This window comes from Pseudonocardia xishanensis (genome assembly GCF_039541715.1).
GTDB lineage: Bacteria > Actinomycetota > Actinomycetes > Mycobacteriales > Pseudonocardiaceae > Pseudonocardia > Pseudonocardia xishanensis.
In genome coordinates, this window is record NZ_BAABGT010000071.1 from 12775 (window position 1) to 37031 (window position 24257).

The following is a 24257-nucleotide window of genomic DNA, read 5'->3' on the forward strand; positions in this document are numbered from 1 at the left end:
GGATGTCAGTCACCGCCATCACTAGTGTGGGGCCATGGTCCGATGGGAGCCCGGCACCCCGGAACGGCTGCAGGCCGCGGCGTTGGAGCTCTTCGCCACCCGGGGCTACGAACAGACCACCGCGGCGGAGATCGCCCAGTCGGTCGGGCTGACCGAGCGCACCTTCTTCCGCCACTTCGCCGACAAGCGCGAGGTGCTGTTCCACGGCCAGCAGCTGTTCGTCGCGGGCTTCCTCGAGGGAGCCCGCGCGACGCCCGGGGACGCGGCGCCGCTGGAGGTGGTCCGGGCCGCGCTGGGCTCGGCCGCGGGCTTCTTCGGCGACGAGCGCCGCCCGCACTCCCGCAGGCGCCAGACCGTCATCGACGCGAACCCGGCACTGCAGGAGCGCGAGCTGCACAAGATGGTCGGCCTGGCGGACGCGCTGCGGGACCTGCTGCGCGAGCGGGGGGTGGCCGAGCCCGCCGCGACGCTCGCGGCCCGCGTGGGGACCCTCGTGTTCGAGGTGTCGTTCGCGACCTGGATAGCCGAGGGCGAGGAGCGCTCGATCGACACGATCCAGGCCGTGGTGTTCGCCGAGCTCGTCGCCCTGGTGCAGTAGGTGCCCGCCGTGATCGCGGGGTGACCGTAACGGTGGGGCGGTTCGCCCGAACAGCCCTGGTGACGGCACCCGGGTACGCCCACCCTGGGTCGGCCTGCAGGAGGTGCGCATGACCGAGGACACCACGACGCGAACGGAGGCCCGCGCGCCGGGCCGGGTGTCGGCGACCGTCCGGGTCCTGCGGACCAGGCTGCCCTTCACCTCCGCGGTCGTGGCGGCGATGATCGTGCTCGCCCTCGTCACCGGGTCGTTCTGGCGGGCCGCCGAGGACGCCGGTTGGTACCCGTACGTCGCGTACGGGGTGCCCTCGCTGGAGGCGGGCCGCTGGTGGACGCTGTTGTCCGGCCCGTTCTTCGCCGTGGTCCCGGTGTTCTACCTGGCCATGACCGGCAGCTTCGCGCTGCTGGTCGGGTGGGCGGAGTGGCGCCTGGGAACCCGGATCGCCGCGACCGCGGCGATCGTCGGTCAGCTGGTCGGCATCCTCGCCGCGCTCGGTTTCCTGGTCCTCGTGCGCGGCCACGGCTGGGCCTGGGCGGACCGCACCGCCACGCTGCTCGACGTCGGGTTCTCGGCGGGCTCCCTCGCCGCCGCCGCCGTGACCAGCGCGGTGCTCCGCCCGCCGTGGCGGCTACGGCTGCGCCTCATGCTGGGCCTGTACGTGCTGGCCAGCGCCGTGTACCTCGGCTCGCTCGCGGACCTGGAGCACCTGGTCGCGGTGGGGCTGGCGCTCGCGGTCGGCCCGCGGCTGGTCCGCGGGCGGCTGGGGTTGGCGCCACCCGGGCCGCCGAGCAGGCGCGAGTGGCGGCTGCTGGCGGTGTTCGTGCTCGTGCTGCTGACCGCGGGCTCGGTGCTGAGCGTCGTGCTGCCCAACGACGGTCCGCTCGGCGAGACCGGGGACGACCAGAGCTCCTGGCTGGACGTCGTGATCAGCCTCGTGGTGACCGCGCTGGCGGTGAACGGGCTGCGCAGGGGACACCGCGTCGCGTGGCGGTGGGTGGTCGGTTGGGCGGGCCTGAACCTGTTCGTCGGGCTGGCCGTGCTGGTGGCCGCCGTGGCCGTCGCGATCGGGGGCGGGACCGTCGAGCTCGGTGAACCGGCGGGGATCTTCGCGGCGGACCGGCTCGCCTACACCGTGCTGTTCGTGGTGCTCGTCGTCGGGCGGCGCGCGTGGCGGGTGCCGTCCCGGCGGCGGCGCAGGGCCGCGGGCGGGGCCACGGACCGGGAGACGGCGGTGGCGCTGCTGGAGTCCACCGGCGGCGGCACGTTGTCCTGGATGGCCACCTGGCCGGACAACCAGTGGTTCCTGGCCGCGGACGGCGGGACGTTCGTCGCGTGGCAGCGGCACGCGGGCGTCGCGATCGGGCTCGGCGACCCCGTCGGGGCGGACCCGGTGGCGGCGTTGGCCGAGTTCCGCGCCCGCAGCGAGACGGCGGGGCTGGTCGCGTGCGTGTTCTCGGCGTCGGACGGCCTCGCCCGGGCGGCGCGGGCCGCGGGCTGGCGGACCGCGCAGGTCGCCGAGGACACCCTGATCGACCTGCCGGACCTGGAGTTCCGCGGCAGGTCGTGGCAGGACGTGCGGTCGGCGCTGAACAAGGCGGGCAAGCAGGGCATCACGTTCCGGCTGGTCACCCTGGCGGACGAGAGGTACTCGCTGGTCTCGCAGGTCCGCGAGATCTCCGAGCAGTGGGTGGGCGAGAAGGGGCTGCCGGAGATGGGGTTCACCCTCGGCGGCGTGGACGAGGCCCTGGACCGGCACGTGCGGGTCGGGCTCGCGCAGGACGCGGACGGGGTGGTGCAGGGCGTGACCTCGTGGCTGCCGGTGTACGCGGAGGGCGGCCGGGTGACCGGCTGGACCCTCGACGTCATGCGGCGTCGGGAGGGCGGGTTCCGACCCGTCGTCGAGTTCATGATCGCGTCGGCCTGCCTGGCGTTCCGGGACGAGGGCGCCGCGATGGTCTCGCTGTCCGGCGCGCCGCTGGCCCGTACGGACGCGGACGGGGACACCGCCGTCATCGACCGGCTCCTGGACACCCTCGGCGCCCGGCTGGAGCCGCTCTACGGCTTCCGTTCGCTGCACGCGTTCAAGGCGAAGTTCCAGCCGCGCTACTCCCCGATGCACCTGGTCTTCCGGGACGAGGCCGACCTCCCCCGGATCGGCCTGGCCCTGACCAGGGCGTACCTGCCGGAGGCCTCGGCCCGCGAGCTGGTCCGCCTCGCTCGCACCTGAGTTCGCCCGAAACGCCTCGCCGGACCCGGGGTGCGACGTAGGTTCCCCCCGTGCAGAGGGTGCTGGTCGGGCTCGCGGTGCTGGTCCTGGGCGGGTGTGCCGTCGCGGTGCCCGGACGGGCGGTGCCCGAGCCCACCCCGGTCGGTGCCCCGCAGCCGGTGGCGGGCCGCCCCACCCTCGTCGCCGACGTCCTGGCCGACGAGTGCCTGCTGGACGCGGACGGGTTCGCGCTGGTGGTGGAGGCTCCGGTCGAGCCGCCTGCGAACGGCGGCGATCCGCGCTCCTGCAGCACCTCCGCGACCCGGGGCACACCGCGTGCGCTGGCCGGGATCAACGTCTACGGGGTGCGCGACGGCTCGCCCGTCGACCTGCTGCGCGCGGGACGCGACCTGCCCGGGGTCGGGGACGCCGCCCGCGTCGTCGAGACGGTCGGTGGTCCGACTCTGCAGATCGCGACGGGCGCGCACCTGGTCACGATCACCGTGGCCGACTGCGAACCGGACGACGCGCGCTGGGCCGCGGCGGGCCGCAGCGCGGTCGCGGCGCTGGGCCGGACGCCCCGCTGATCGCTACGCTGCCGGCATGACCGAGCCCGGGTCCACACACGACGGTATCCCGGCGGCGGACTTCGAGGAGACCGACCGGGGCGCCGCCGAGCGGCTGACCTTCTTCTCCGACGCGGTCGTGGCGATCGCGATCACGCTGCTCGCCATCGAGCTCCAGGTCCCCCGGGGCGAGACCGCGGCCGAGCTCGCGGCGGGCTTCGCCGCGGACTGGGGCGAGTACCTGGCCTTCCTGATCAGCTTCGCGGTGATCGCGCGGCACTGGATGAGCCATCACCGGCTGTTCCGGTACGTCGGGCGGGCGGACACCGGGATCATCTGGCTGAACATGCTCTGGCTGCTGCTGATCGTGCTGACACCGTTCCTCACCCGGTTCATCTCCGAGGAGCAGGTCGACTTCCCGCGGTTCGCCGTCTACGCGCTCGCGCAGACCCTCCAGACCGGCACGTTCGCGGTGCTCGTGCTCGTCCTGGCGCGCACCGGGGCCTTCATCCCGGGCACCCCGCGGCACTGGCTGCACCGGGGCTGGGTGGCCTCGGCCGTCATCGGCGGGGCGTTCCTGGTGTCGATCCCGCTGTTCCCGCTGCTCGGCAGCTGGGCCTTCGCCCTCTGGGGGGTGCTGCCCTTCCTCGGCGGCCTGGTCACCGACCGCCTGGGCATCACCGGCAAGGGCGTCGACGCCTGACCGGCTAGCGGACGTCCTAGCGCTGGACGACCTCGAACCGCGCCGCCGCCTCGGCGATCGCCGCGTCCCGCGCCGCGTTCGCCTCCTCGCTGGTCAGCGTGCGGTCCGGGGCGCGGAAGCGCAGGGAGTACGCCAGGCTGCGCTTGCCCTCGCCGACCTGGTCGCCCGCGTAGACGTCGAACAGGCGGACCGCTTCGAGCAGCGCGCCGCCGCCCAGGGTCAGCGCCGCGGCGACCTCCGCCGCGGGCACGTCCTCCGCCGTGACCAGCGCGACGTCCACCGAGATCGGCGGGTACGGCGAGATCTGCGGGGCGGGCCGGACGTCCTGCAGCGGGATCGCGTCCAGGTCCAGCTCCATCGCGCAGGTGCGCGGCGGCAGCCCCAGCGCCTCGACGACCTTCGGGTGCAGCTCACCGGCGTGCCCGACGACCCACTCCCCCACCCGCAGCGCCGCACAGCGCCCGGGGTGCCAGGGGGCGAGATCCGCCGCGGTCGCCCGCAGCTCGACGCCCGCGACCCTGCCGACCAGCCGACCCGTCTCGATCGCGTCCTGCCAGCCCGCGGCCCGACCCGCGCCCCACCAGCCGCCGGGCTCGCGGTTCCCGGCCAGCACCGCACCGACGTGCACGGGCTGGGCGGGCAGCGCGGCCTTGATCATGGCGATCTCGTCGTCCGACGGCCTGCGGTCCACGGCCGGGTCCGGCATCGGCACCGGGTTGCGGTGTGGCAGCACGACCTGCCCGACGGTGAAGAGCGCGAGATCGTCGAACCCGCGGGCCCTGTTGCGCACCAGGGTGTCCAGCAGCCCCGGCAACAGCGTGGTGGACAGCCGGTTGCGCTCGGCGTCCAGCGGGTTGACGACCGTGACGGTCTGGCGGCGGATGTCGTTGCCGGGCAGGCCCAGCGCGTCCCACGCGGCGTCGGAGACGAACGGGAACGGCTCCACCTCGACGAACCCGGACTCGGCGACGGCCCGGGACACGGCGCGGGTGCGCCGCTGCGCCGCGGTGAGCCCCCGCCCCGCGGGCGCGGCGGGCAGCACCGACGGGATGGTGTCGTAGCCCTCCAGCCGCAGCACCTCCTCGACCAGCGCCTCGGGCAGGTCGAGGTCGGGCCGCCAGCTCGGCGGGGTGACGGTGAGCGGGTCGGTCCCGGTGACCGTGCAGCCGACCTGCTCCAGCCGGGCCACGGTGGTACCGGCTGCGTAGGTCGTGCCCGCGATCCGGTCCGGCAGGTCCAGCGGGAGGGTGATCGGAGGCGGCGCGGACGCGGCGCCGACGTCCGTGCGGCCGGGCTCGATCCGCCCGCCACCGTGCTCCACCAGCAGGTTCGCCACCAGCTCGGCCGCGATCGGCGGGAGCTCCGGGTCGACGGCGCGCTCGAAGCGCTTCGCCGCCTCGCTGGGCAGCTTGTGCCGCCGGGCGGCCCGCGCGACCACGGTCGGGGTGAAGTGTGCCGCCTCGATCACGACGTCGATGCGGCCCTCGGCGCCCAGGGGGATCTCCGTGGAGGCCCCGCCCATGGTGCCCGCCAGCCCGATCGGGCCGGACGAGTCCGTGATCAGCAGGTCGTCCGGGTCCAGGGTGCGCTCGACGTCGTCGAGCGTGCGGAGCTTCTCGCCCTCGGCCGCACGCCGCACCACGATGTCTCCCCGGAGCGTGGAGGCGTCGTAGGCGTGGATGGGCTGGCCGAGGTCGAGCATCACGTAGTTGGTGACGTCGACGGTCAGCGAGATCGGCCGCATCCCCGCGGCGAGCAGCCTGCGCTGCATCCACCACGGGGACGGCGCGCTCGCGTCGACCCCGGTGACCCGGCGCGTGACGAAGCGGGCGCAACCCGTGGGGTCCTCGATGCGGACCGGGTACGCGGCGGTCGCCTCCGCGGGCACGGTGACCTGCAGCGCAGGATCGGTGTACCCGGTGCCGAGCGACGCCGCCAGCTCGCGCGCGAGCCCGCGCACGGCGAAGCAGTAACCCCGGTCCGGGGTGATCGCCAGCTCGACGACGGGGTCGTCCAGCCCGAGCACCGGCAGCGCGTCCGCACCCGGCTCGGCGGTCCCCGGCGGCAGCACGAGGATCCCGGTGTGGTCCTGGCCCAGCCCGAGCTCGCGGGCCGAGCAGATCATCCCGTCGGAGGTCCTGCCGTAGGTCTCGCGCGCCGCGATCGGGAACGGACCGGGCAGCACCGCACCCGGCAGCGCCGCGACGATCAGGTCGCCCACGGCGAAGTTCCGTGCCCCGCAGACGATCCCCTGCGGATCGGCGTTCCCGACGTCCACCCGGCAGTACCGGATCGGCTTCTTGAACCCGGTGAGCTCCTCGATCTCCAGGACCCGGCCCACGGTGAGCGGACCCGTGACCTCAGGGAGCGGAGGGATCTCCTCGAGCTCCAGACCCACGCGCACGAACGCCTCCCCGACGACCGCGGGGTCGGCGGGGACGTCGGCGACGTGGTCACGCAGCCAGGACAGGGGGACTCGCACTGTGACGTCTCCTCGATTGCTGCGTCAGATTCCGAAGGCGCGGCTGAACCGCACGTCGCCCTCGACCATGTCCCGCATGTCCGGCAGGCCGTTGCGGAACTGCAGGGTCCGCTCCAGGCCCATGCCGAACGCGAAGCCGGAGTAGACCTCCGGGTCCACGCCGCAGGACCGCAGGACGTGGGGGTTGACCATGCCGCAGCCGCCCCACTCGACCCAGCCCGCGCCGCCCTTCTTCTCCGGGAACCACACGTCCACCTCGGCGGACGGCTCGGTGAAGGGGAAGAAGCTCGGACGCAGCCGGGTCGTGGACTCGGCCCCGAACATCGCGCGGGCGAAGGCGTCCAGCGTGCCCTTGAGGTGCGCCATCGTGATGCCTCTGTCCACCGCCAGGCCCTCGACCTGGTGGAAGACGGGCGTGTGGGTGGCGTCCAGCTCGTCGGTGCGGAAGGTGCGGCCCGGGCAGACGACGTAGACCGGCAGCTCGCGCTCCAGCAGCGCCCGGACCTGCACCGGGGACGTGTGCGTGCGCAGGACCGTGCCGTCCGACAGGTAGAACGTGTCCTGCATCGTCCGCGCCGGGTGGTCCTTGCCGAAGTTCAGTGCGTCGAAGTTCAGCCAGGGGGACTCGACCTCCGGGCCCTCCGCGACCTCCCAGCCCATCCCGACGAACACGTCCGCGATCTGCTCGGCGATCTGCGTGATCGGGTGCCGGGCGCCGCGCGGGTGGCGATCCCACGGCAGGCTGACGTCGACGGTCTCCTCGCGCAGCACGCGCTCGTCCCGCTCGGCCACGAGGACGGCGCGGCGCTCGTCGAACGCGGCCTGGACCTCGACCCGGGCGGCGTTGACCCGCTTGCCCGCCTCGGCCCGCTCCTTGCCCGGCAGGCCGCCCAGGCTGCGCCGGGCGAGCAGCACCGGAGCCCTGTCGCCCAGGTGGGCGGGCTTGACGGCGGCGAGCGCGTCGAGGTCACCCGCGCCGTCGAACGCCTCGCGGGCCGCCTTCACGGCAGCGTCGAGATCGTCGGTCATCGCAGTTCCCTCAGCCACGGTCGGTGATCCTAGAGCGCTGCCGCGCAGCGCTCGCATACAGGCAGACCGCCGCGGCGGTGGCCAGGTTCAGGCTCTCCGCGCGGCCGTAGAGCGGGACCCGGACCCGGTGGTCGGCCCGCGCCAGGACCGTATCCGGGACCCCGTGCGCCTCACCGCCGAATATCCAGGCGGTGGGGGCGGCCAGCACCTCGTCGGCCTGCGGGGAGTGCAGATCCAGCTCGCCGTGGCCGTCCGCGGCCAGCAGGGTGAGCCCGTGCAGCGCGGCGAGCACCGTGGGCAGGTCCCGCTCCCGGGCGACCGGCAGGTGGAACAGGCTGCCCGTCGACGCCCGGACGGCCTTGCCGTTGTGTGGGTCGACGGTGTCCCCCGCGAAGACGACGGCGCCCGCCCCGGCCGCGTCCGCGGCGCGCAGCACGGCGCCCGCGTTGCCCGGCTCGGTGATCCCGGCGAGCACGACGACCAGGCGTGCGTCCTCGCAGGCCTGCTCCAGCGGCACGTCCACCAGGTCGCAGACGGCGACCAGGCCCTGCGGGGTGACGGTGTCCGACAGCCCGTCCGCCGCCTTGTCGGTGACCGGGGTGACCATGATGCCGCGGTCCTCGGCGGCGTCGACCAGGTCGACGTTGCGGTCGAGCGCGAGGCCGGTCGCGAAGATCTCGTGGACCCGCGCGTACTCGACCGCCTCGCGGACGGCCTGGGCGCCCTCGACGAGGAAGCGCCCGGCCCTCTCACGACCGACGCGCCGCAGCAGCTTGCGGGCTGCCGCGACGCGCGGTGTGCGTTCGGTGAGCAAACTCAGGCGGCGGTGTTCTGCGCCGGGACGTTCGCCTTCGCGATCTCGACGAGCGCGGTGAACGCCGCCGGGTCGCTGATCGCGAGCTCCGACAGGTTCTTGCGGTCCACCTCGACACCCGCGACCTTGAGGCCCTGGATGAAGCGGTTGTAGGTCATGCCGTTGGCGCGGGCGCCTGCGTTGATGCGGGTGATCCACAGCTGCCGGAAGTCACCCTTGCGCGCACGGCGGTCCCGGTAGGCGTAGGTCAGCGAGTGGAGCTGCTGCTCCTTCGCCTTGCGGTAGAGCCGCGAACGCTGCCCGCGGTAACCGGCCGACGCCTCCAGAACCGTGCGGCGCTTCTTCTGGGCGTTCACCGCGCGCTTCACGCGTGCCATGAGGGTGTGTCCTTACTTGTCAGGGGGGCGGAGGAGCGAGCTCAGCGACCGAGCAGCTTCTTGACGCGCTTGCGGTCGGCCTTGTTCACCTCGACGACGCGCGACAGGTCGCGGGTCTCCTTGCTCGACTTGACCTCGAGCCGGTGACGCAGACCGGTCTGCTGGCGCAGGAGCTTGCCGGAGCCGGTCACCTTGACCCGCTTCGCCGTTCCCTTGTGCGTCTTGTTCTTGGGCATGGCTGATCCTTCTTGCGTCGCTGCCCCTGGGGCAGGGGCCGGTACTGCTTCGGGCAGGTCTAGGCGGTGGGCTCCGCGGTCGACTCGGCAGCGGCCTCGGCGGCCTCGGCCGCCGCGCGCTTGACCGGCTTCTTCGTGGGTGCGATCACCATGGTCATGTTGCGGCCGTCCTGCTTGGGGGCGGCCTCGACGACTCCCAGCTCCTGCACGTCCTCGGCGAGCCGCTGCAGCAGCCGGTAGCCCAGCTCGGGCCTGCTCTGCTCGCGACCGCGGAACATGATGGTGACCTTGACCTTGTTGCCACCCTCGAGGAAACGGACCACGTTGCGCTTCTTGGTCTCGTAGTCGTGGGTGTCGATCTTCGGCCGGAGCTTCTGCTCCTTGATCACCGTGAGCTGCTGGTTCCGCCGGGACTCCCGGGCCTTCTGCGCGCTCTCGTACTTGAACTTGCCGTAGTCCATGAGCTTGCAGACGGGCGGGCGGGCCGCAGCCGCGACCTCGACGAGGTCCAGCTCGGCCTCCTGCGCCAACCGCAGGGCGTCCTCGATGCGCACGATGCCGACCTGCTCCCCGTTCGGTCCGACGAGGCGGACCTCGGGAACGCGGATGCGGTCGTTGATGCGGGTCTCTGTGGTGATGGGGTCTCCTCGGTGTGCCGTCATGTCATGCGACGACAAGCAAAGACCCGTCGATCCACACAGTTCGGCCGTACGGCCGAACCGCTGACCGGGACCCGTACACCTGTAGGGATGGTGAGCGGGTGGGAGCGGGGCTCCACTTGATCGCCCTGACGCGCGGAACAACGCGCGACGGGGTGGTCGCATTCCAGAGAGTACACGGACCCGGCCCCGGGGGTCAGCCGGGGGCGGTCCGACCGCACCCCGGTACCCGAACCGCGCCTGCACGGTTCAGGTCCCGCGCCGTCAGCCCGCCAGCTGTCCCCGTGCGGCCGCGCGGCGCTCGAACCAGATGGTCATCAGGGGCGGGATGGAGGAGAACAGCGCCAGTGCCAGGGTCTTGAGGTCCCAGCGCAGCATCCGCGAGGCCGCGAGGGCGACCCCGACGTAGAGCACGAAGAGCGCGCCGTGGATCGGACCGAACACCGTCACGCCGATCTCGTTGCGCACCACGACGTACTTGAAGAACATGCCGATCAGCAGCCCGGCCCACGAGCAGGCCTCGGCGATCGCGACCACGCGGAAGATCCTGCCGATGCCGCTGACCGTCGCGGTGCTGGCCGTCATTGCGCTCCCTCTCGTCGACTGGGCCCCATGGTGCCGCACGGGCGATGCCCGACTTCTACAGGGTGTCGAACACCACGACCGATGAGTTTCCGCGCGGCCCGCGGTCCACCCGGCATGACCACCGCGACGCGCACCCTCGACCTGGCCCCCGCCGCCCGCCGGGTGGCCGCCCTCCTGCCCGCGATCGGGCCCGAGCAGCTCGGCGACCGGACGCCCTGCCCGGGCTTCGACGTCGCGACGCTGCTGGACCACCTCCTCGTCCTGACCACGGAGTTCACCCACGCCGCCCGCAAGACCCCGACGGACGGGCCCGTCGAGCCGAGCGCCGCGCACCTCGACCCGGACTGGCGCACCGAGCTGCCGGACCGGCTCGCGGAGCTGGCCGCGGCGTGGACCGACCCGGAGGCCTGGGCGGGCGGGACCCGGGCGGGTGGGCTGGACTTCCCCGCCGCCGAGGTCGGGGTGATCGCGCTCAACGAGCTGGTCGTGCACGGCTGGGACCTCGCCCGTGCCACCCGGCAGCGGTTCTCGGTGGACGGGCCGAGCGCGCAGGCGTGCCTGGCGTTCGCCGCGGGGTTCGAGGTCGTGGTGCCGGGGCTGTTCGGCGAGCGCGTCGAGGTCGGCGCGGGCGCGCCGGTGTTCCACCGCGTGCTCGGCATCGAGGGGCGGGACCCGCGCTGGACCCCCTGACGACGCGGCGACAATGCCCGGGTGCACTTCGAGACCTTGAGCGTCCACGCGGGCAACGCCGTCGATCCCGGCACCGGCGCCATCCGGCGTCCGCTGGTCATGGCCAACTCCTACGCGCTGCCGGACGACCCGTCACAGCTGAGCTGGTCGGACTTCTCCACGCCGCTCTACACGCGCAACGGCGGCGCGAACCAGGGCTGGCTGGAGGAGAAGCTCGCCCTGCTGGAGACGGCCGGTGAGCGCGGCGACGTCGACGCCGTCGCCCTGGCCAGCGGGGTCGCGGCCCTGCACGCGGTGTTCTTCACCTTCCTGCGCTCCGGGGACCACGTGGTGTGCGCGGACACGACCTACGTCGCCACCTACACGCTGCTCACGCGGCTCCTCCCGGAGAAGTACGGGATCACCGCGACCCTCGTGGACGCGTCCGATCCCGAGGCCGTGCGGGCGGCCATCCGGCCCGAGACCCGACTCGTGCACGTCGAGACCCCCGCGAACCCGACGACGCGGATCGCCGACCTCGCCAGGGTGGCCGAGATCGCGCACGCGGCCGGGGCCCTGCTGAGCGTCGACGCCACCTTCGCCACCCCCGTCCTGCAGCGGCCACTCGCGCTGGGCGCGGACCTGGTCGTGCACTCGCTGACGAAGTACCTCAACGGGCACGGGGACGCGATGGGGGGCGCGGTGATCGGCGACCGCGCGCTCACCGACCGGATCAGGGCGGACGCGCAGGTCAACGTGGGCGGGGTGCTGTCGCCGTTCCACGCGTGGTTGATCATGCGCGGCATGGTGACGCTGCCGCTGCGGATGCGGCAGCACTGCTCGTCCGCGCAGGCGGTGGCGGAGTTCCTGGAGGCGGACCCGCGGGTGGCGTACGTGGCCTACCCCGGCCTGCCCTCACACCCGCAGCACGAGCTGGCGGCGCGCACGATGGACGGTTTCGGCGGGATGCTCGCCTTCGCCGTGCGCGGCGACCAGAACGCGTTCGTGGCGGCGCTGCGGCTGATCACGTCCGCGGTGTCCCTGGGCCACGACGAGTCGCTGGTCGTGCACGTGGCCGGGGACGACGAACGGGCGCGGTACTGGCCCGAGGAGTTCCGCACCTGGGGCCACCTGCGCTTCTCGGTGGGACTGGAGGACCCGCGAGACCTCGTCGCCGACCTCGACCGGGCCCTGACCGCGGTCCTCGGCCCCCGCTGACCCGGACGTCCGACTCGGCCGCCGAGAACGAGGGACTCGCGGGCACCGTCTCGCGAGTCCCCCACGTCCGACCCGCGAGTCCCCCACTTCGGACGCGTGCGTGGGACGTCAGCCGCCGTTCCCGCCGTTCCCGCCGTTGCCCCCGCCGCCGTTGCCCCCGCCGCCGTCGCCCCCGCCGTTGCCGCCGGGGTTCTCCCCGCCGCCGTTCCGGGTCGCGGGGTCGGGGGCGGGTTGGTCGCCCGCCGGGGGCTGCTGGTCCGGCGGCGGGGCGACGACGACGGAGGGGAGGGTGCCCGTCAGGTACGCCGGGTCCACGGCGGGCAGCGGGGCGACCGGTTGGCCCGCCAGGATGTCGCCGAAGGCCCGGTAGAAGGTCCTGGCCGGGGCCTTGCCGCCGTAGATGTTGCCTCCCCCGCAGGTCCGCGGCGGACTGCCGTCGCAGATCGGCTTGGGCGAGCTGGAGTCGTCGAACACGATCGCCGCGCCCGCGAGCTGCGGGGTCGCCCCGACGAACGCCGCGGACTTGTACTCCTGCGTGGTCCCCGTCTTCGCCGCGATCGGCCGGTCCCAGCCCATGATCCCGGCCGCGGCGGCCGAGGTGCCGCCCGCGGCGTCGTCCTTGGACAGGCCCGTCATCAGGGTGTCCGCGATCGCGGGGTCGAGCGCCTGCCGGCAGGCCTGCTGCGTGATCGTCACGGCCGCGCCCGTCCGGTCGGTCATCGAGGTCAGCGGGGTCGGCGGGCACCAGGTGCCGTGCGAGGCCAGCGTCGCCTGCACGTTCGCCAGCTCCAGGGCGCTGGTCGGGGTGACGCCGAGGGTGAACGAGGCCTGGTTCTGCGCCTTCATGACGTCGGCGATCGACGGGGTCCCCGCCTTGCCGCTGTACGGGGTCTCGGCCAGCGAGGTGAGCCCCAGCCGGACCGCCATGTCGACGACGGGCGGGATGCCCGTGTTCTCCTCGAGCTTGACGAACGCCGTGTTCGGCGACTCCGCCAGCGCGTCCTGCAGGGTCAGCGCGGTCCGGTAGTTCCCTGCGTTGCCCACCGGGATCGGCCTGCCCGCGCCGTTGCGGTAGATCGGCGAGGTGTACCCGCTGGGCGGCACCGAGATCACCGTGTCGATGCCGATGAGGTGCTGTTCCATGGCCGTGGCCGCGGTGAAGATCTTGTAGACCGAGCCCGCGCCCATGTTCTCCGGCTCGTAGGGCAGCCCGTAGCTGGACTCGCCCGGCTTGTTGCCGAAGGTCCGGTTGGCCGCCATCGCGACGACCTGGTGCGCGTCCGCGCCCGGCCGCACGACCGCCATGACGTCCGCGACGTGTGGCTGGGTCGGCGGGACCTGCTCGTCGATCGCGGCCTTGGTCTTGGCCAGCGCGTCCGGGTCCAGGGTCGTGGTGATCGTGTAGCCGCCGCCCGCGAGCCGGTCCGTGGCGAACCCGGCCTGGTCGAGGTAGGCGAGCACGTAGTCGCAGAAGTAGCCCGCGTCCCCGGCCCCGATGCACCCCTCCCCCGGGATCGCCGGGTCCGCCACGACGCCCAGCGGCTGGGCCGTCGCGCTGTCGTCCGGGATCGAGCCCTGCGACCGCAGTGCCTCGATCACCACGTTGCGACGACCGGTGGCCGCCTCCGGGTGGCTGATCGGGTCGTACTCGGCCGGGCTCTGCACCATGCCCGCGAGCAGCGCGGCCTGCGGCACGGTGAGCGCCGAGGCGTCGACCCCGAAGTAGGCCTGCGCGGCCGCCTGCACCCCGTACGCCCCGTGGCCGAAGTACACGAGGTTGAGGTAGCGGGTGAGGATCTCGTCCTTCGACAGGTCGTGGTCGAGGGAGACCGCGAGCTCGGCCTCCTTGAGCTTGCGGGCGTAGCTCGGCGCGACGGCGGCGCGCCGCTCGGCGTCCGTCTTCGCGGCGACGTACAGGTCGTAGTTCTTGACGTACTGCTCGGTGAGCGTCGACGCGCCCTGGGTCTGCCCGCCGTTGGAGTTGTTGACCAGCGCGCGGGCCGCGCCGATGGGGTCGAAACCGCCGTGCTCGTAGAAGCGCCGGTCCTCGATGGCGACGATCGCCGCCTTCATCGCGGGCGCGATCTGCCCACTCTCCACGGGCACCCGGTACTGCTGGTAGAGCGACGCGACCGTGTTCCCGTTCTTGTCCAGCACCCGGGTCACCGACGGCAGCACGCCCGCCTTCAGGTCGGCGTTCGTGCCCACCGCGGAATCGCTCACGGAACCGGCGAGCAGCCCGATTCCGCCGGCGACCGGAAACAGCATTCCGGCGAGCACCACGCCGGCCACCACCGTCAGCACGACGAGCTGCCGGACACCCACCATGCGACCCACGGTCGCACTGTCTACCAGGCCGGATCGCCCGCCGTCAGACGGACCGAACGCCGCGTTCCCGACGTTTCCCCGCAATTCGGACGCATTTCCTGACGACCGGCTGAGAATGTGCACCCCGGTCTGTCGGACCGTGGTGTCCCGCGGCACACTGCGCGCATGGGTGAGCTCAGCGCATGGCACTGGATCGTCGTGATCGCGGTGTTCGTGCTCCTGTTCGGGGCGAGGCGACTGCCGGACGCGGCCCGCAGCCTGGGTCGGTCGACCCGCATCCTCAGGGCGGAGCTGCGGGCCGAGGAGCCGCCGTCGGAGACCTCGGTGGCGTCGACCGGCTCCGCGGCGGCACCGCCGTCCACGGCCTCACCGCTCCCCCCTGCCGCGCAGGCGGAGACCGCGGCCCACGCCCCGGAGCACGGAGCGACCGCGGGGCTCCCGACGGCCGCCGTGCCGCCCGCCACCACCTGACCACGTCGACACGGGCCGCGGCGCACGATTAGCGTCGGGCCCGTGAAGGTGCGGATCGGGATCGGCTCGTTGCCCGTCGGCGGATCGACCGGCGCCGGCGGTTTCGCCGAGCTGGTGGACGAGCTGGAGACCCGCGGGATCGACTCGCTGTGGCTGGCGGACCTGGTGGGCTCGGACTCCGTCGACGCCATGGCGGGCATGGCCTTCGCAGCGGGTCGCACCCGGAACCTCAAGATCGGCACCGGGGTGCTGGTGCTGCCGGGCCGCAATCCCGCGCTCGTCGCGGCCCAGCTCGCCACGCTGGCGACCCTCGCCCCGAAGCGCATCCTCCCGGCGTTCGGGGTCCGTCCCGCCCGCGGCGCCGAGCGCCAGCTCTACCCGGTGCCCGGGCAGCGCGCGGCGGTGTTCGAGGAGAGCCTGGTGGTGCTCCGCAGGCTGCTGACCGAGGACCGGGTCACCCACCACGGCGAGTTCTTCCACCTCGACGACGCCGCGATCCGTCCCCGCCCACCCCGGCTGGACCTGTGGCTGGGTGGGCGCGCCCCGGTCGGCCTCGACCGGATCGGCAGGCTGGCGGACGGCTGGCTGGGCAGCTTCGTCACGGCCGCGGAGGCCGCGGAGTGCCGGGCCGCGATCGAGCGCGCCGCGGCCGCCGCGGGACGTGAGATCGAGGAGGACCACTACGGCACCAACCTCGCCGTCGTCCCACCGGAGGCCACGGAGGCCCAGGTCGCGGCGGCGTTGGCGGGGTCGGTCGACCGGCGCCCGGACGTCGCGCCGGAGCGGATCGTCGCCCGCGGCTGGGCCGAGGCGCGGGCGCGGATCGGCGAGTACGTCGACGCGGGGCTCACGAAGTTCGTGGTGCGCCCGGCCACCCCGATCCCGGACTGGCGCGGCTTCCTCGACCAGTTCGACCAGGAGCTGCGAGGACTGGAGACGGAGCCCGCGGAGTCGACCATCGGGACGGAGACGCAGCCCGCGGAGTCGACCATCGGGACGGAGACGCAGCCCGCGGAGTCGACCATCGGGACGGAGAGGGTGTGAGGCGGGACCGGGACCTCGCCGGGCGGGCGCGCAACGCCCGCCCTCGAGACGAGCTCGGCCGCCCCCTCCCCTACGGCGCCCAAGGGGTCCCCCAGATCCCGGAGGATCTGCGCCTCACCCCCGCCGAGACCGTGGACGAGGCCCAGCGCCTGCTCGACGACGGGCTCCCCTTCCAGGCCCACGAGGTGTTCGAGGCCGCGTGGAAGGCCGCGGGCCCGGCCACCCGCGATCTCTGGCGCGCGCTGGCCCAGTACGGCGCCGGGCTCACCCACGCCAAGCGGGGCAACGCCCGCGGTGCGGTGTCGCTGCTCGAACGGGCCGGCGACGGCATGGCCCGCTGGATCGGCGACCCCCCGGCCGACCTCGACGTCCGGGGCCTTCAGGAACACGCCTTCCACCTGGCCGCGACCATCGAGCACGACGGCATCGACACGGTGAGCGCGGACGACCTCGCGCCCCGCCTCAGGGCCTGACGATCAGTCCTGGTGGGCGACGTCGTCCACCGCGCGCAGGACCCGGAGGACGTTGCGGCCCGCGAGCCTGTCCAGCTCGCCCGACGACCAGCCGCGCGCGGACAGCGCGTCGAAGAGCCGGGGGTAGGCGCTCACGTCCTCCAGGCCCGCGGGGAGCTCGGCGACGCCGTCGTAGTCCCCGCCGATCCCGATGTGGTCGATCCCCGCCACCTCGCGGACGTGCTCGCAGTGCGCGACCACGTCGTCCAGCGTCGCGCCGGGCATCGGCGGGCCGTCCCACTGCGCGGCGAAGGCGTCCCGGGCGCGCAGGTCGCGGTGGTCCCGGCCCGCGGCCGCCATCGCGTCCGCCAGCCGCGCGTCCCAGTCCGCGACGGCACGGGAGACGAAGCGTGGGACGAAGGTCACCATGCAGACGCCGCCGTTGTCCCGCAGGGAGCTCAGCACGTCGTCGGGCACGTTCCGCGGATGGTCGGTCACCGCGCGGGCCGACGAGTGCGTGAACAGCACCGGCGCCCGGGTCGCCGCCAGCGCGGCCCGCATCGTCGTGGCGGCCACGTGCGAGAGGTCGACGATCATGCCGATCCGGTTCATCTCGGCGACCACGTCGAGCCCGAAGTCCGACAGCCCGCCGTGCACGGGCTCGTCCGTCGCGGAGTCCGCCCAGTCCGTGTTCAGGTTGTGGGTCACCGTCATGTACCGCACCCCGGAGCGCCGCAGCGCGCGCAGGACCTGCAGCGATCCGCCGATGGAGTGCCCGCCCTCGGCGCCGAGCAGCGACCCGATCCAGCCGTCCGCGTGGGCCGCCTCCACCTCGTCGGCCGTGGTCACGACCCGGAGGTCGGCCGGGTACCGGTCGGCGAGCGCGTACACCCGCTCCACCTGCTCGACGACCGCCGCCACCGCCGCACCCCCGACGTACGAGCAGGGCACGTAGACCGACCAGAACTGCGCCCCCACCCCGCCCTCGCGCAGCCTCGGCAGGTCCGTGTGCAGGGACGGGACGCCGGCGGCCAGGTCCGGTTCGGGCCCGTCGAACACCCGCAGGGCCCAGGGGAGATCGTTGTGGCCGTCGATGAGCAGCGGGGAGACGGAGCTTGCGGAGTCGACCATCGGCACAGTCGGCAGTATGGGGGCTGTGCAGATCGCTCTGGTCCTCCATCCCCACAACGACGTCACCGAGGTCGCCGAGCGCGCGGTCGCATTCGCCGCCCGACAGGGGGTGGAGGTCCTGGTGCGCGCCGCGGACGCCGGCCGGGTCCCGGGCGCCGTCCCGGTCGGCGCGGACGAGCTCGCCGCCGAGTGCGACGGCGTGCTCAGCCTCGGCGGGGACGGCACCATGCTCGGCGCGCTCCGGATGGTCGCCGACCGGCCCGTCCCGGTGCTCGGCGTCCACCTCGGCAACCTCGGCTTCCTGGTCGAGGTCACCCCCGCCGAGCTCGACGAGGCGCTGCCGCGGCTGGTCTCCGGCGACTTCACCGAGGAGCCGCACAGCGCCCTGCGGATCGACACCGGCGGCGCGCACCACGTCGCCTTCAACGACCTGGCGCTGGCCCGCCACCCCGGCCGCGGCACCGTCGACGCGACGCTGTCGGTGAACAAGCTCAGCTTCGGCTACTACCGCTGCGACGCCCTCGTCGTGGCGACCCCGGCGGGTTCCTCGGCGTACAGCTACGCGGCGGGCGGGCCGCTGGTGTCGCCGTCCGTGGGCGGCATCGTCGTGACGCCCTCCGCCCCGATGTCCGGGATCTCCCGCCCGCTCGTCCTCGCCGAGACCGACACACTGGCCCTGGAGCTGAACCCGCGCTGCGGGTCCCTGGCCCTGGAGGTCGACGGGATCGGGTCGGCGGACGTCGGCCCGGGCGACCACGTCGACGTCTCCGTGCAGCCGGACGCCGGGCGGGTGGTCCGGCTCGACCCGGACCTCCACGCCCGGCGCAGCCGGGTCAAGCTCAGCCTCCTGGACCTCCCGCTGCTCCCCGAGCAGCTGCGCGAGCTGCTGCCCGGGGACGTGCGGGAACGCCTGGAGGCGCGGGACACCGCCTAGTAGATGATCACGCCGCGGATGTTCTTGCCGTCGTGCATGTCCTGGTAGCCCTGGCCGATCTCGTCCAGCGAGTAGGTCCTGGTCACCAGCTCGTCCAGCTTGAGCACGCCCTGCTGGTACATCTCCAGCTGCCGCAGGATGCCGAAGCTCGGGGCCGAGGCGCCGAACAGCGAGCCCTGCAGCCGCTTCTGGAACAGCGTCAGCTCGGAGATCGCGATCGGCACGCCGACCTCGGTGATGTCCCCCAGCCCGGTGACGACGGCGGTGCCGGCCTTCCGGATCGCCCCGAAGGCCTGTGCCACATGCTCTCCGGTGGTCACGCCGACCGTCACGATCGCCGAGTCCGCGCCCTGGCCGTTGGTGAACTGGCGGCCCAGCTCGGCGGCCTCCTCCATCGACGCGACGGCGTGCGTGGCGCCCAGCTCCTGCGCCTTCTCGCGCTTGAAGGCCACCGGGTCCACCGCGATGATGTTCGACGCGCCCGCGTGTTTGGCGCCCTGCACCGCGTTGATCCCGATGCCGCCGATGCCCATCACGATCACCGTGTCGCCGGGCGCGACCTCGGCGGAGTTCACCGCGGAGCCCCAGCCGGTGCCCACGCCGCAGCCGACCAGGCAGGCCTTGTCGAGCGGGATGTCGTCCGGCACGACGACGGCGGAGTCGATCGCCACGGTCGTCGTCTCGCAGAAGGTCGAGATGCCGCACATCTGGCCGACCGGCTGTCCGTCGTCGAGGTGGAGCCGGAAGCTCGAGGCGTCCTCCCAGCGCGAGCCCTGCAGCAGGGTCGAGCCGAGGTCGCACAGGTTCTGCCTGCCGGTGGCGCACCACCGACACCGGCCGCAGCCGGGCAGGAACGAGAAGACGACGTGGTCGCCTTCGGAGTAGCCCTTCGTGCCCGGCCCGACCTTCGTGATGATCCCCGCGCCCTCGTGCCCGCCCGCGAACGGGTAGACGCCGACGGGGATGTCACCGGTCGCGATGTGGTCGTCCGAGTGGCACATGCCGGACGCCACCATCTGGACCTGGATCTCGCCGGTCTGCGGATCGTCGACCTCGAGGTCCACGACTTCGTACTTTCCGGGTGCCTGACGGATGATCGCTCCGCGAGTCTGCACTGTCCGTCCTCCTGGGACTCCGTCGTCACATGGGGAGATGCGCGCCCCAACATATGACGGCGATCACGTGCGCGCCAGGGTTCTCCTCAGACCTGTGACGCCGCGCCACGGAGGTGTCGACCGTGCCCGCCGACCGAGTCAGCGGGGCATGCGGCGCCACAGCGCCCGCGGGGCGTGCCTGAGCAACGCGAACACCGGCTGCAGCACGCGCGGGACCCACACCTCGCCGCGACCGGCGCGCAGGGCCGCGACCGTCGCGTCGGCGACCCGGTCCGGGGTGCTGGAGAACGGGGCGGGGGTCATGCCCTCGGTCATCCGGCCGATCACGAAGCCCGGGCGGACGAGCAGCAGGCGCACCCCGGTGCCGTGCAGGGCGTCGGCGAGACCGGAGGCGAAGCCGTCCAGGCCCGCCTTCGCCGAGCCGTAGACGTAGTTCGCGCGGCGCACCCTGGCGCCCGCCACCGAGGAGAAGACCACGATCGTGCCGTGCCCCCGCGCCCTCATGATCCGGGCCAGCTCGGTGAGCACCTGCACGTGCGCGACGTAGTCGGTGTGCACGATCTGGACGGCGTGGGCGGCGTCCGCCTCGGCGCGCGCCTGGTCGCCGAGCAGCCCGAACGCCACGACGGCGATGTCCAGGCCGTGCCGGGCGACCACGTCGTCCAGCAGGGGGCGGTGGGAGGCGAGGTCGTCCGCGTCGAACGGGACGAGCTCGACGGCGGCGCCGGGGATCTCGGGCGCGGGCTCCTCGCGCGGGCGGGCGGCCAGCACCACGGTGGACGCCTCGCGGCCCGCCAGCCGCCGCGCCACCGCGACACCGATCTCGCTCCGCCCACCCAGCACCAGCACGGTCCCCGCCATGGGCGGGAGTGTGTCAGTCCCCCAGGGTGACGACGGGACCGGCCGCGAGCTCGTCCGCGTCATAGGTGAGCGTGCCGCGGTGGGAGACCTCGAGCCGGTAGAAGTCCTCGCCCGCCGGGACGTCCGGCACGGTGAAGGTGAACGCGCACACCGAGGAGCTCGTCGCCACCCCGCCGGACAGGGCGCCCGTGGCGATGATCCGGCCCGCCGCGTCGGAGACCGTGACGGCGGTGCCGGAGTGGATGTCGGAGTAGCCGCCGTCGCCCGCGCAGGAGCGGCCCGGGGTGAACGACGAGCCGTAGAAGTACGAGGAACCCGTGTCGGTGAGGACGAAGGTGCCCTCGACGTCCATCGTCGACGCTGTCGACGCTGTCGACGCTGTCGACGCCGCCGCGGCCACCACGGCGACCAGGCCCACGGCCGCGACGCCCGCCGCGATCCCGCCGAGGAACAGGCCCCTGCGGGGCCGGACCGGGCCGCCGAACCCGGGGTGGCCGCCGAGACCCGCGGGCGGGCCGTAGGGGTTCCCCAGGGGCGGGACCGGCCGGTACTGCGGCGACACCACCGGGATCGCGACCGTGGGGTCCTCGGAGGTGGCGCCGCGCAGCACGGCGTCGGGGAGGCGGGTGTGGTCGGTGGCGGTCATGGCAGGTCCTCCGGTCGGCGGTTCACCTGCGTGTCGCGCCCGCCGTTAGTCCATTAGCACCACCGCGCGCGATTCATCAGGACGAGGTACGCAACATGCCCGACATACTCGCGATCTACCGTCGTCCCGTGCCCGAGGTGCTCTTCGACGTCCGCTGGCCGGACGGCTCCACCCAGTCCTTCTACTCGCCGTCGCTGATCGTCGAGGACTACTTCCGCGCCGGGCGGACCTACCCGGTGGCGGAGTTCGTCGACACCAGCCGGACCTGCATGCGGATCGCCGACCAGCGCGTCCGACGGAAGTACGGGTTCGGGTGCGCGGAGTCCGTCGCCACCATGGCAGGCATCGAGCGGGCCGCGGCCCGGTTCGCGGACACCGACGAGGTGACGCTCGAGGCGTTCCGCCGGTAACGGATACTGGGCCCGTGACCGGCGAACGACGGGCAGCGGTGCTCGGGACCCCCATCCGCCACTCCCTCTCCCCTGTGCTGCACCGCGCGGCGTACGCGGCGTTGGGGCTGCCCGAGTGGTCCTACGAGGCGATCGAGGTCACCGAGGACGGGCTGCCCGCTTTCGTCGACGAGCTGGGCGCCGAGTGGGCGGGCCTCTCGCTGACCATGCCGCTCAAGCGGGTCGCCCTGGAGGTCGCGGACTCGGTGTCCGCGCTCGCGGAGGCCACCGGCGCGGCGAACACCCTGGTTCTGGGCCCGCAAGGGCGGCGGGCGGACAACACGGACGTGCGCGGGATCGTCCAGGCCCTGCGCGAGGTCGGCGTCCGGGAGATCGAACACGCGGTCGTCCTGGGGGCGGGCGGTACCGCCCAGGCCGCGCTCGCCGCGCTGGCCGAGCTCGGGTCGTCGGACCCGGTGGTGCTCGTCCGGGACCCGCGGCGGGCGGGTGGGCTGCTCGCGGCCGCCGAGCGGCTGGACGTCCGGCCGGCCGTCCGCGGGCTGCTCACCGGCGCGGACACCGACACCGAGGCCGCGGCCCGGCTGCTCGGCGGGGCGGACGTGGTGGTCTCCACACTGCCCGCGGGCGCCGGGGACGCGCTGGCCGGGGCCCGCTGGCGGCCGGGCGCCGCGGTGCTGGACGTGGTGTACGCGCCCTGGCCCACGGCGCTGGCGGCGGGCGCGGCGGTCGGCGGCTGCCGGATCGCGAGCGGGCTGGACGTGCTGCTGCACCAGGCGGTCGCGCAGGTCGAGCTCATGACGGGCCTGCCGGGCCCCGTCGAGGCCATGCGCACGGCGTTGCACGCGGCCACCGACACGGCGGCCCGCTGACCTGCACGAGGAGCGTCCCCGTGCCATCGTGGCCCGGTGAGCACGGCGGCGGAGCAGGCGATCCTCGACCTCCTCGGCGCCCGGACCGGCACGATCTGTCCCTCGGACGCCGCCCGGGCCCTCGATCCGGACGGGTGGCGGGACCGGATGGACGAGGTCCGGGACGCGGCGCGGGGCCTCGTCGCGACGGGGGAGGTCGAGGTCACCCAGGGCGGCGCGGTGGTCGACCCGGCCACCGCCCGCGGGCCGATCCGCATCCGTAGGGTCCACTGAACGAACGGCGACTGAATGAGCGGCGACGTGTACACCCACGGCCACCACGACTCGGTGCTGCGCTCGCACCGCGGCCGGACCGCCGAGAACTCCGCCGGGTACCTGCTGCCGCTGCTGCGGCCGGGGCTCGACCTGCTGGACGTCGGGTGCGGGCCGGGCAGCATCACCCACGACCTCGCGACGCGCGTGGCGCCCGGCCGGGTCCGCGGGATCGACGTCGTGGAGGCCCCGCTGGCCGAGGCCAGGGCGGCGGGCGGCGGCTCCGATTCCGGCCCCGAGTTCGCGGTGGACGACGTCTACGCGTTGTCCGACCCGGACGACACCTGGGACGTCGTGCACGCCCATCAGGTCCTGCAGCACCTGTCGGACCCGGTGGCGGCGCTGCGCGGGATGCGGCGGGTGTGCAGGCCGGGCGGAGTCGTCGCGGTGCGGGACGCGGACTACGCAGCGTTCACCTGGTACCCCGCGGACCCCCGGCTCGACCGCTGGCTGGAGCTGTACCGGGCCGTCGCGCACGGCAACTCCGCCGAGCCGGACGCCGGACGTCGGCTGCTCGCGTGGGCCCACGCCGCCGGGTTCACCGACATCACCCCCACCGCGTCGGTGTGGTGCCACGCCACGCCCGAGGCCCGCGCGGCCTGGGGCGGGATGTGGGCGGACCGGATCCTGCAGTCCGCCATCGCCACCCAGGCCCTCGAGCGGGGCCTCGCCACGGAGGGGGACCTGCGGGAGATCGCGGAGGGCTGGCTGGCCTGGCGGGACAGCCCCGACGGATGGCTGATCGTGCCGCACGGGGAGATCGTGGCCCGGGCATGATGCGCGCATGACGCGTTACGAGAAGATCCCCGCGGACGGTGGAGAGTTCGACGCCTACCTCGCCCTCCCCGAGTCCGGCCGCGGCCCCGGCGTCCTGGTGTTCCAGGAGATCTTCGGGATCAACGACAACATCCGCGGCATCTGCGACCGGCTCGCGGGCGAGGGCTACGTCGCGCTCGCGCCCGACATGTTCTGGCGGCTGGAGCCCCGCTTCGAGCGCAAGGACGAGACGGGGATGCCGGACGGCATGGCACTGGTCCAGCGGCTGGACTTCGCCGCGGCCGCGGGCGACATGACGGCGGCGCTGGCCCACCTGCGCGGGCTGGACGCGTGCACCGGCAAGGTCGGCGCGATCGGCTTCTGTCTCGGCGGCACCCTGACCTACCTGTGCGCCACCACGAACCCCGACCTCGACGCCGCGGTGCCCTACTACGGCTCCGGCATCCACGACATGCTCGGCAGCGCCGGGAACCTCACGTGCCCCACGCTGTTCCACTACGGCGACCACGACCCGTTCATCCCCGCCGAGCAGATCGCGCTGGTTGACGCGGCGATGGCGGACAAGCCGAACGTCACCGTCGCGCACCACGACGCCGGGCACGCCTTCTCCAACTGGGACGCCCCGTCGATGTACGACGAGAAGGCCGCCGCGGAGGCGTGGGAGCAGACGGACGCGTTCCTGGCCGCGAACCTGCGCTGAGCTAGGTGTACTCGGCCATCACGTTGGTGACAGGCGGCTGGCCGGGGGTTGGCCGGTGCAGGCTG

General features: G+C 73.7%; 27 protein-coding genes. 15 read left to right on the forward strand and 12 right to left on the reverse strand.

Translation table 11 applies throughout. The features are described 5' to 3' along the window. Positions 1-34: 34 nt before the first annotated feature. The 4 genes from ABD993_RS23000 to ABD993_RS23015 all read left to right on the forward strand — a co-directional run bounded on the left by ABD993_RS23000 (position 35) and on the right by ABD993_RS23015 (position 4073). Positions 35-598, forward strand: a complete 564-nt coding sequence (locus ABD993_RS23000) for a TetR/AcrR family transcriptional regulator (RefSeq protein ID WP_345422138.1) — start codon at positions 35-37, stop codon at positions 596-598. A gap of 109 nt (positions 599-707) precedes the next feature. Further along, positions 708-2825 (forward strand): bifunctional lysylphosphatidylglycerol flippase/synthetase MprF, encoded by a 2118-nt coding sequence (locus tag ABD993_RS23005; RefSeq protein ID WP_345422141.1) that lies wholly within the window; start codon positions 708-710, stop codon positions 2823-2825. Between the two features lie 50 nt (positions 2826-2875). Continuing rightward, entirely contained in the window at positions 2876-3391 is a 516-nt protein-coding gene (locus ABD993_RS23010; RefSeq protein ID WP_345422144.1) for a hypothetical protein, read from the forward strand. A gap of 16 nt (positions 3392-3407) precedes the next feature. Continuing rightward, entirely contained in the window at positions 3408-4073 is a 666-nt protein-coding gene (locus ABD993_RS23015; RefSeq protein WP_345422147.1) for a TMEM175 family protein, read from the forward strand. A 16-nt stretch (positions 4074-4089) separates the two neighbouring features. Here the strand turns inward: ABD993_RS23015 and pheT are convergent, their stop codons facing one another. The 7 genes from pheT to ABD993_RS23050 form a co-directional block, all read right to left on the reverse strand. Continuing rightward, positions 4090-6555, reverse strand: coding sequence for a phenylalanine--tRNA ligase subunit beta (pheT, locus tag ABD993_RS23020; protein ID WP_345422154.1), 2466 nt, complete (start codon positions 6553-6555; stop codon positions 4090-4092). 24 nt (positions 6556-6579) lie between these two features. Then, positions 6580-7584 (reverse strand): phenylalanine--tRNA ligase subunit alpha, encoded by a 1005-nt coding sequence (pheS, locus tag ABD993_RS23025; protein WP_345422157.1) that lies wholly within the window; start codon positions 7582-7584, stop codon positions 6580-6582. Between the two features lie 10 nt (positions 7585-7594). After that, positions 7595-8398 (reverse strand): TrmH family RNA methyltransferase, encoded by an 804-nt coding sequence (locus tag ABD993_RS23030; protein WP_345422160.1) that lies wholly within the window; start codon positions 8396-8398, stop codon positions 7595-7597. A gap of 2 nt (positions 8399-8400) precedes the next feature. Then, positions 8401-8775: a 50S ribosomal protein L20 gene (gene rplT / locus ABD993_RS23035; RefSeq protein WP_345422163.1), complete on the reverse strand. Its 375-nt coding sequence runs from the start codon at positions 8773-8775 to the stop codon at positions 8401-8403. A gap of 41 nt (positions 8776-8816) precedes the next feature. Continuing rightward, the gene (gene rpmI, locus ABD993_RS23040; RefSeq protein ID WP_345422166.1) at positions 8817-9011 is read right to left on the reverse strand and encodes a 50S ribosomal protein L35; all 195 of its coding nucleotides are present in this window, start codon (positions 9009-9011) and stop codon (positions 8817-8819) included. A gap of 59 nt (positions 9012-9070) precedes the next feature. Next, the gene (infC, locus tag ABD993_RS23045; protein ID WP_345422169.1) at positions 9071-9673 is read right to left on the reverse strand and encodes a translation initiation factor IF-3; all 603 of its coding nucleotides are present in this window, start codon (positions 9671-9673) and stop codon (positions 9071-9073) included. 261 nt (positions 9674-9934) lie between these two features. Next, positions 9935-10255, reverse strand: a complete 321-nt coding sequence (locus tag ABD993_RS23050; RefSeq protein WP_345422171.1) for a DUF3817 domain-containing protein — start codon at positions 10253-10255, stop codon at positions 9935-9937. A 114-nt stretch (positions 10256-10369) separates the two neighbouring features. Here ABD993_RS23050 and ABD993_RS23055 point away from each other — a divergent pair, with 114 nt between their 5' ends. Both ABD993_RS23055 and ABD993_RS23060 read left to right on the forward strand, forming a co-directional pair. Beyond that, positions 10370-10945, forward strand: coding sequence for a TIGR03086 family metal-binding protein (locus ABD993_RS23055; protein ID WP_345422174.1), 576 nt, complete (start codon positions 10370-10372; stop codon positions 10943-10945). A 21-nt stretch (positions 10946-10966) separates the two neighbouring features. Then, positions 10967-12142 carry a trans-sulfuration enzyme family protein gene (locus ABD993_RS23060; RefSeq protein WP_345422176.1) on the forward strand — a complete coding sequence of 392 codons (1176 nt, stop codon included), beginning with the start codon at positions 10967-10969 and terminating at the stop codon, positions 12140-12142. A gap of 108 nt (positions 12143-12250) precedes the next feature. On the opposite strand, the gene ABD993_RS23065 is transcribed toward ABD993_RS23060, so the two are convergent. After that, the gene (locus ABD993_RS23065) at positions 12251-14470 is read right to left on the reverse strand and encodes a transglycosylase domain-containing protein (RefSeq protein WP_345422179.1); all 2220 of its coding nucleotides are present in this window, start codon (positions 14468-14470) and stop codon (positions 12251-12253) included. A gap of 165 nt (positions 14471-14635) precedes the next feature. On the opposite strand from ABD993_RS23065, the gene tatA reads away from it, so the two are divergent. From tatA to ABD993_RS23080, 3 genes are read left to right on the forward strand one after another with little or no spacing between them, the layout of a single operon-like run. Continuing rightward, the gene (gene tatA, locus ABD993_RS23070; protein ID WP_345422181.1) at positions 14636-14941 is read left to right on the forward strand and encodes a Sec-independent protein translocase subunit TatA; all 306 of its coding nucleotides are present in this window, start codon (positions 14636-14638) and stop codon (positions 14939-14941) included. Between the two features lie 42 nt (positions 14942-14983). Beyond that, a complete protein-coding gene (locus tag ABD993_RS23075) occupies positions 14984-15985 on the forward strand; it encodes a TIGR03854 family LLM class F420-dependent oxidoreductase (protein WP_345422184.1) in 1002 nt (333 codons plus the stop codon). Beyond that, the gene (locus ABD993_RS23080; RefSeq protein ID WP_345422187.1) at positions 15982-16458 is read left to right on the forward strand and encodes a DUF309 domain-containing protein; all 477 of its coding nucleotides are present in this window, start codon (positions 15982-15984) and stop codon (positions 16456-16458) included. Before ABD993_RS23075 ends, ABD993_RS23080 begins: the two co-directional genes overlap by 4 nt. A gap of 3 nt (positions 16459-16461) precedes the next feature. On the opposite strand, the gene ABD993_RS23085 is transcribed toward ABD993_RS23080, so the two are convergent. Further along, positions 16462-17568: a dipeptidase gene (locus ABD993_RS23085; RefSeq protein WP_345422189.1), complete on the reverse strand. Its 1107-nt coding sequence runs from the start codon at positions 17566-17568 to the stop codon at positions 16462-16464. A gap of 16 nt (positions 17569-17584) precedes the next feature. Between ABD993_RS23085 and ABD993_RS23090 the strand changes: the two genes are divergently transcribed. Next, entirely contained in the window at positions 17585-18502 is a 918-nt protein-coding gene (locus ABD993_RS23090) for an NAD(+)/NADH kinase (protein WP_345422192.1), read from the forward strand. Here ABD993_RS23090 and ABD993_RS23095 read toward each other — a convergent pair. From ABD993_RS23095 to ABD993_RS23105, 3 genes are all read right to left on the reverse strand, one after another. Further along, the gene (locus ABD993_RS23095) at positions 18499-19617 is read right to left on the reverse strand and encodes an NDMA-dependent alcohol dehydrogenase (RefSeq protein WP_345422195.1); all 1119 of its coding nucleotides are present in this window, start codon (positions 19615-19617) and stop codon (positions 18499-18501) included. The two genes, ABD993_RS23090 and ABD993_RS23095, sit on opposite strands and share 4 nt — an antisense overlap. 138 nt (positions 19618-19755) lie before the next feature. Beyond that, the gene (dprE2, locus tag ABD993_RS23100; protein ID WP_345422198.1) at positions 19756-20478 is read right to left on the reverse strand and encodes a decaprenylphospho-beta-D-erythro-pentofuranosid-2-ulose 2-reductase; all 723 of its coding nucleotides are present in this window, start codon (positions 20476-20478) and stop codon (positions 19756-19758) included. Between the two features lie 13 nt (positions 20479-20491). Next, on the reverse strand, positions 20492-21124 hold the full coding sequence (locus ABD993_RS23105; protein ID WP_345422201.1) for a hypothetical protein: 633 nt from the start codon (positions 21122-21124) through the stop codon (positions 20492-20494). Positions 21125-21219: 95 nt separating this feature from the next. On the opposite strand from ABD993_RS23105, the gene ABD993_RS23110 reads away from it, so the two are divergent. Genes ABD993_RS23110 through ABD993_RS23130 form a run of 5 tightly spaced genes read left to right on the forward strand, consistent with a single transcriptional unit; the run spans position 21220 to position 24192 of the window. Continuing rightward, positions 21220-21534: an MSMEG_0570 family nitrogen starvation response protein gene (locus tag ABD993_RS23110; RefSeq protein ID WP_345422204.1), complete on the forward strand. Its 315-nt coding sequence runs from the start codon at positions 21220-21222 to the stop codon at positions 21532-21534. A gap of 14 nt (positions 21535-21548) precedes the next feature. After that, a complete protein-coding gene (locus ABD993_RS23115; protein WP_345422207.1) occupies positions 21549-22403 on the forward strand; it encodes a shikimate dehydrogenase in 855 nt (284 codons plus the stop codon). A 36-nt stretch (positions 22404-22439) separates the two neighbouring features. Then, positions 22440-22676 (forward strand): DUF3253 domain-containing protein, encoded by a 237-nt coding sequence (locus tag ABD993_RS23120; RefSeq protein WP_345422210.1) that lies wholly within the window; start codon positions 22440-22442, stop codon positions 22674-22676. 15 nt (positions 22677-22691) lie between these two features. Beyond that, complete coding sequence (locus tag ABD993_RS23125) at positions 22692-23492, forward strand: methyltransferase domain-containing protein (RefSeq protein WP_345422213.1); 801 nt, start codon at positions 22692-22694, stop codon at positions 23490-23492. Positions 23493-23499: 7 nt separating this feature from the next. Beyond that, a complete protein-coding gene (locus tag ABD993_RS23130; protein WP_345422216.1) occupies positions 23500-24192 on the forward strand; it encodes a dienelactone hydrolase family protein in 693 nt (230 codons plus the stop codon). Positions 24193-24257 lie beyond the last annotated feature (65 nt).

Coding starts and splice junctions, on each gene's coding strand:
- ABD993_RS23000 (WP_345422138.1), top strand. CDS start 35: ATGGTCCGATGGGAGCCCGGCACCCCGGAACGGCTGCAGGCCGCGGCG.
- ABD993_RS23005 (WP_345422141.1), top strand. CDS start 708: ATGACCGAGGACACCACGACGCGAACGGAGGCCCGCGCGCCGGGCCGG.
- ABD993_RS23015 (WP_345422147.1), top strand. CDS start 3,408: ATGACCGAGCCCGGGTCCACACACGACGGTATCCCGGCGGCGGACTTC.
- pheS (WP_345422157.1), bottom strand. CDS start 7,584: ATGACCGACGATCTCGACGCTGCCGTGAAGGCGGCCCGCGAGGCGTTC.
- rplT (WP_345422163.1), bottom strand. CDS start 8,775: ATGGCACGCGTGAAGCGCGCGGTGAACGCCCAGAAGAAGCGCCGCACG.
- rpmI (WP_345422166.1), bottom strand. CDS start 9,011: ATGCCCAAGAACAAGACGCACAAGGGAACGGCGAAGCGGGTCAAGGTG.
- infC (WP_345422169.1), bottom strand. CDS start 9,673: ATGACGGCACACCGAGGAGACCCCATCACCACAGAGACCCGCATCAAC.
- ABD993_RS23050 (WP_345422171.1), bottom strand. CDS start 10,255: ATGACGGCCAGCACCGCGACGGTCAGCGGCATCGGCAGGATCTTCCGC.
- ABD993_RS23055 (WP_345422174.1), top strand. CDS start 10,370: ATGACCACCGCGACGCGCACCCTCGACCTGGCCCCCGCCGCCCGCCGG.
- ABD993_RS23065 (WP_345422179.1), bottom strand. CDS start 14,470: ATGGTGGGTGTCCGGCAGCTCGTCGTGCTGACGGTGGTGGCCGGCGTG.
- tatA (WP_345422181.1), top strand. CDS start 14,636: ATGGGTGAGCTCAGCGCATGGCACTGGATCGTCGTGATCGCGGTGTTC.
- ABD993_RS23085 (WP_345422189.1), bottom strand. CDS start 17,568: ATGGTCGACTCCGCAAGCTCCGTCTCCCCGCTGCTCATCGACGGCCAC.
- ABD993_RS23090 (WP_345422192.1), top strand. CDS start 17,585: ATGGGGGCTGTGCAGATCGCTCTGGTCCTCCATCCCCACAACGACGTC.
- dprE2 (WP_345422198.1), bottom strand. CDS start 20,478: ATGGCGGGGACCGTGCTGGTGCTGGGTGGGCGGAGCGAGATCGGTGTC.
- ABD993_RS23105 (WP_345422201.1), bottom strand. CDS start 21,124: ATGACCGCCACCGACCACACCCGCCTCCCCGACGCCGTGCTGCGCGGC.
- ABD993_RS23110 (WP_345422204.1), top strand. CDS start 21,220: ATGCCCGACATACTCGCGATCTACCGTCGTCCCGTGCCCGAGGTGCTC.
- ABD993_RS23125 (WP_345422213.1), top strand. CDS start 22,692: ATGAGCGGCGACGTGTACACCCACGGCCACCACGACTCGGTGCTGCGC.
- ABD993_RS23130 (WP_345422216.1), top strand. CDS start 23,500: ATGACGCGTTACGAGAAGATCCCCGCGGACGGTGGAGAGTTCGACGCC.